1 tRNA gene is annotated in these 267 nt (G+C 34.1%); it reads left to right on the plus strand.

Annotation, left to right across the window (positions count from 1 at the left end):
- The first annotated feature begins 87 nt into the window (after window positions 1–87).
- Window positions 88–161, plus strand: a tRNA-Ala gene (locus tag Q0762_RS13960).
- Window positions 162–267: the final 106 nt, after the last annotated feature.

Below are 267 nucleotides of genomic sequence, written 5' to 3' on the forward strand. Positions count from 1 at the left end.
ATTAAGGAAATTCTAGAAGCTAGATAATTACGAATTACGCATTAGTAATTACTAAAGACTAATAACTAATTACTATAGTCTAGTAATGGGGGATTAGCTCAGTTGGCTAGAGCGCTTGCCTTGCACGCAAGAGGTCATCGGTTCGACTCCGATATTCTCCACAACGGTCAATTTCAAAGAAAAAGGCCACAAGTTCATTGACATATTGGTAAAATGATATCGTAAGAATCAAAAAGATAGAGAACAAATAGATATTTATATCTATTA

The sequence above is a fragment of the uncultured Polaribacter sp. genome (genome assembly GCF_947495205.1).
In the GTDB taxonomy this organism is placed as follows: domain Bacteria; phylum Bacteroidota; class Bacteroidia; order Flavobacteriales; family Flavobacteriaceae; genus Polaribacter.